This is a genomic window from Candidatus Poribacteria bacterium (assembly GCA_021295755.1).
Classification (GTDB): domain Bacteria; phylum Poribacteria; class WGA-4E; order WGA-4E; family PCPOR2b; genus PCPOR2b.
Window position 1 is genome coordinate 1 of sequence record JAGWBT010000184.1, and the last position, 4,725, is coordinate 4,725.

Below are 4,725 nucleotides of genomic sequence, written 5' to 3' on the forward strand. Positions count from 1 at the left end.
AAGGCAGTCAGATCATCGAAGAAAGGAATCTTGATGAAAGTCATTATCCCTACCGCAGGGAGCGGCATACGACTCAGACCCCACACCTTCACCTCCCCTAAAACGCTGCTACATGTCGTGGGGCGTCCCATCCTCGACTACCTCCTCGAACCGCTCCTTGAACTTCCCGATCTCTCCGAACTGATTTTCATCGTTGGCGACAACGGGGAACAGATCCGCGAATATGTCGAAAGATCCTACAATCTGCCAGTAATCTATATTTGGCAAAATGAACAGAAGGGACTCGGACACGCTATCTCCCTAGCGAAAGCACGCGACAACGGAGAACCCGTTCTGATTCTGCTTGGTGATAAGATTTTTGAATGCGGCTACGAAAAGATTCTCCAGAATCCTTACACAGTTATCGGCGTTAAGACAGGCGAGAACCCGCAAGGAGTCGGTATCGTTGAAACGGATGGCGAGTTTATTACGCGCCTGATTGAAAAGCCTGCCCCCCCTTATTCCCCCCGCATGCAGGGGGATAAAGGGGGGTTCCTTGTTATTGAAGGTGTGTACTACCTCCACAATAGCGAACTACTGTTCCACTGTTTAGATGAAATTATCGAAAGAGACATCCGCAGCCACAACGAATATCAGTTGACAGATGGGTTACAGTTGATGGTAGAATATGGTGAGCAGATGAAGGTTGAGTTCATCGACTCATTGCATTGCGGTACACCAGATCAACTGTTGGACGCCAATCGGTCTATTTTAGAAAAACGGGCACCGCAAGTTTATCGTTTTCCCAACAGTATGATTATCCCACCCGTCTTTATCGGAGAAAACGCTGTCATTGAGGGTGCTATTATCGGTCCCTATGCTTCGATCGGTAGCGGAACGCAGGTCGTTAATGCAATCATTAAAGATACGATTATCCACCCGAATGCGGAGCTACAAGATGTGCTGGTCAACCGATCGCTCATTGGTCCCGATGCAAGGATATATGGGAGTTTCCGTCAGTTCAACATTGGCAGTTCAGCGCGGATTGATCTCTAAAAACAATTGTAGGTCGAGATTCACATCTTGACAGCTTCCGATGCCATGATCACAGGTTAGGAAATCTGTGACTACGAAAGCAAAAAGGAGAAAGTTTTTGAATCCCGTAACGTTTCAAGGCGTTTTGGCTGCACGCCGTACCGTCTATCAGTACCTGAAACCGACACCGTTAATCCACTACCCAGAGCTGTCAGAGCTATTTGGCTTCAGGGCTTACATTAAGCACGAAAACCATCAACCGACGGGGAGCTTTAAGGTTCGGGGCGGTTTGAATTTTATGAGCCAACTTCCGGCAGATCAGCGGGAGCGCGGTGTGATAACCGCAACGCGGGGGAATCATGGCGGATCGATTGCGTTTGCAGCGAAACAGTTAGGTGTTCATGCCACGATAGTTGTCCCACACGGCAACAATCCGGAGAAGAACAGCGCGATGCGTGCCTTCGGCGCGGAGTTAATCGAACACGGCGTCGATTTTGATGAATCACGAGAATTGTGCGAAAAGTTACAGACGGAACGTGGACTCCGCTATGTCCATCCCGCCAACGAGTCACCCCTCCTCCACGGCGTTGGAACCTATTCCCTTGAGATTTTTGAAGAACTGCCGGAGGTAGATACAATCATCGTGCCCATCGGGGCGGGGAGCGGCGCGTGTGGGGCGATTACAGTAGTGCAAGCGATTAATCCAAACGTAAAGGTGATCGGTGTGCAAGCGGAAAACGCGCCGTCGGTCTACCGCTCATGGAAAGCAGGACGGAAGATTGAAACGGCCTCAGCGAATACGGTCGCTGACGGCTTGGCGACCCGCGTGCCATTCGATCTGCCATTTTCGATTCTTAGAGATGGGATCAGCCAGATGCTGCTGGTAAGTGAAGAGGAGATTCGGGAGGCGATTCGGATGGCGTTACGGTATACACATAATCTCATAGAGGGTGCTGCTGCGGCACCGATTGCCGCCGCCGGCAAGCTGAAGGCAGAGCTCGCAGACGAAAACGTCGTGATGATTATGAGCGGTGCGAACTTAGATACCGAAACCCTAAAATGGGTATTGGGTGAGGAATAAACCGATGAATCCGTTAAGTTCACTAGTTCATTGGTTCATTAGTTCATTTTTCACGCATCGGAACTTTGTTTGATGGAGATAGCCAACTTTTCTACTTCTTCAAATTTTGGGCGATACAGGAAGAGACCAACAAGCGCCATCGCAAGGAATATCAGGAATGGGGTCAATTTGCCATCCATGAAGAAGATCGTTAATCCGAAAGCCGCGATACTCTCTGCAATAGCGAGCGAAACAACCACAGCGGGTTTATAACGGGAAATGTAGGGCGAAATTTGCCCCGGCGTGTTTTCCGTCTCTGTGGAGAGCGGTTTGGAAGATGCCCTATGCAGCATATATCTCCGTATGAAATAAGCCAAAATCAGCCCAACGACCGACACACCGTATAGAATCTGCGTTATCTGTCTAATATGACGTGGATGGTGCCTCTGCTCAATGTCTCCGCCAAGCAGAAATGCAAATATCAGCGCCAGAACAAGGGTCAAGAACATCGCGATCCAAACAGTCCAAACCTTGAACATTCCCGCCTTCAACTGCCTTACTTCCCTTGTAGGGTCTAGCATAGTCCTCCCCTTCAATCAACCTCCTGTAGAGATAACACATTCGTTCAATGTAAGCCTGTTAAGCTCGCTCGTTTACTGCAAACTGAAGCGATTCGCAACAGCAACTAGATCGAGGAGGTTGACCATCCCATCGCCATTGACATCCCCCGATAACCCTGCGCCAACCTGTCCAAACTGGCTAGCAACGCGAACCAGATCGAGGATATTGACCACCCCATCTCCGGTCACATCATAGGACAAGGGTGTATACGTGAATCCGTCTGCAAGTGTATCCGATTTGCCATTAGGGTTAGTAACAACAATATCGACATTTCCCGCAGTCCCCGGTGGTGCCTCGACACTCAACTCGGTTGGTGAAACGAAGATCACATTAGGTGCGGCATTCCCGCCAATTGTGACGGTTGCCCCGTCCTGAAAATTTCCCCCGATTATTTTAATGGTTTGTCCGCCGGTCACTACGTCGTTGTTGGGTTCAACACGGGTGAGGGTTGGCGGCGGTGGTTCAATATAGGTGAAGCCTCCTGCAAGTGTATCCGGTTTACCGTCAGGGTTGGTTACAACAACATCAGCACTGCCCGCAGTGCCCGCTGGCACTTCGACTATCAACCCAGTTGGTGAAACGAAAATTACGTTTGATGCGGCATTCCCGCCAATTGTGACGGTTGCCCCGTCCTGAAAATTTTCCCCGATTATCTGAACAGTTGCTCCACCAGTCGTAATATCGTTGTCTGGTTCAACACGGATGAGGGTTGGTGCGACCGACTGTGCTGCCGACGGTGCTGCCAGTAACGTCGGAACGGCAAACCACAACCCAATAAGCGCTATGCAGAAAAAATAGATTGTGTATCTCATCAACTTTATCTTCATCCTCCTAATCATTGAGCATCAACCCTATGTTCGGCTTTATCGACCATCTCTTGCAGCCTTCATTAACTCGGAAAGGCGTTCAGCAAATCTGAGCGCGCTGTTGTCCTCAGGCTGATAGTCAATCACTTTTCGAGCGTTCACGATGCTCCAGAAGCTGTGCGAATTGTCGCTGATTCCGTAGACGATCTGAAACGGAACCCCATTTTCATCTTCGATGTCTACGGTCTCAATGCTTTTGATAAACAGCTGCGTCTGATCCTTTGCGCTCAGATAGGCACCAAGTTCCCGATGGATGTGCTTCAGGTCCTTTGGATCCGCGGCATCAAGAATCGTCTCGCGCGGCGCACCGATACGGACCTGCACGTTTTCCAGTTTTTTCCCATCGACGTGCCCTGTCGCAAACACAAAACCGAGATGCTCATAGGTCTCTTTCGCCCAGCCGTAGAAGTTATCGGATAACGGACGCATATCGGGTGTCACCACATCCCACTTGTCTCCCCAGATTAGGTTTTCATAGTAATCCGCCGCATGATTGGAACTACAGACAACCGCGCGACCCACGCCCTCCTCAAGACAGGTTTGATAGAGATTGTACGCCATCTGGACGTTGGTTAATTCGTTCTCAAAGCTACCGCCCTTAAAGGCGCAATGAATGACCGCATCAACGCCTTTGAAATAGGCGCGGTATTTATCTCGGTCCGGGTCGGTCAAGTCCGCAATCTCAATTCCATCGACCTCCTCGCCCGCTCGGTTCGTCGTTTTGACATCAAGCAGCACCAGTTCATACCGTTCACGAAAGGTGGGTAAACTTCTGCTTGCGATATATCCTGACGCCCCTGTAATAAGGACTTTCCTTTTATCAGCCATGTAGCGCCTCCCTCCTTGATATGGTGAGCATAATAGCATAGCTAGCGCTATCCGTCAAACAAAAAAGTCTAGACAAAATCCTTGACAGGCAGCTAATATCCTGTTATAATTCTGCCATTGGTTTTGCCGGGTCGTCTAATGGTAGGACGCATGGTTCTGGCCCATGTTACGAGGGTTCGAGTCCTTCCCCGGCAGCCATCTAATGGCGCTATCGTCTAGGGGTTAGGACAGGTGGTTCTCAGCCATCAGACCGGGGTTCGATTCCCCGTAGCGCTATTGTTTGAAAACAGGTTTTGAAGCTACACTGAATATCTAAAGCCGCCGTCGGATGGACTA

The 4,725-nt window shown here is 49.9% G+C and carries 5 protein-coding genes and 2 tRNA genes; 4 read left to right on the top strand and 3 right to left on the bottom strand.

Annotated elements, in window-relative coordinates:
- Both J4G02_20870 and J4G02_20875 read left to right on the top strand, forming a co-directional pair.
- On the top strand, window positions 1-1,035 hold a 1,035-nt coding region (locus J4G02_20870), incomplete at its 5' end, for an NTP transferase domain-containing protein (GenBank protein ID MCE2396978.1).
- 97 nt (window positions 1,036-1,132) lie between these two features.
- Window positions 1,133-2,095 (top strand): threonine dehydratase, encoded by a 963-nt coding sequence (locus J4G02_20875; protein ID MCE2396979.1) that lies wholly within the window; start codon window positions 1,133-1,135, stop codon window positions 2,093-2,095.
- Window positions 2,096-2,145: 50 nt separating this feature from the next.
- Here J4G02_20875 and J4G02_20880 read toward each other — a convergent pair whose 3' ends face one another.
- From J4G02_20880 to J4G02_20890, 3 genes are all read right to left on the bottom strand, one after another.
- Complete coding sequence (locus tag J4G02_20880; GenBank protein MCE2396980.1) at window positions 2,146-2,655, bottom strand: hypothetical protein; 510 nt, start codon at window positions 2,653-2,655, stop codon at window positions 2,146-2,148.
- Window positions 2,656-2,727: 72 nt separating this feature from the next.
- Entirely contained in the window at window positions 2,728-3,507 is a 780-nt protein-coding gene (locus tag J4G02_20885; protein MCE2396981.1) for an IPT/TIG domain-containing protein, read from the bottom strand.
- A 51-nt stretch (window positions 3,508-3,558) separates the two neighbouring features.
- Window positions 3,559-4,389: an NAD-dependent epimerase/dehydratase family protein gene (locus J4G02_20890; protein ID MCE2396982.1), complete on the bottom strand. Its 831-nt coding sequence runs from the start codon at window positions 4,387-4,389 to the stop codon at window positions 3,559-3,561.
- A 124-nt stretch (window positions 4,390-4,513) separates the two neighbouring features.
- Here J4G02_20890 and J4G02_20895 point away from each other — a divergent pair.
- Window positions 4,514-4,587 (top strand) — tRNA-Gln (locus J4G02_20895).
- Between the two features lie 6 nt (window positions 4,588-4,593).
- Window positions 4,594-4,665 (top strand) — tRNA-Glu (locus tag J4G02_20900).
- Window positions 4,666-4,725: the final 60 nt, after the last annotated feature.

What these genes read in the sequence shown, in the direction of transcription:
- J4G02_20880 (MCE2396980.1), bottom strand. Translation starts at nt 2,655, where the DNA reads ATGCTAGACCCTACAAGGGAAGTAAGGCAGTTGAAGGCGGGAATGTTC.
- J4G02_20885 (MCE2396981.1), bottom strand. Translation starts at nt 3,507, where the DNA reads ATGAGATACACAATCTATTTTTTCTGCATAGCGCTTATTGGGTTGTGG.
- J4G02_20890 (MCE2396982.1), bottom strand. Translation starts at nt 4,389, where the DNA reads ATGGCTGATAAAAGGAAAGTCCTTATTACAGGGGCGTCAGGATATATC.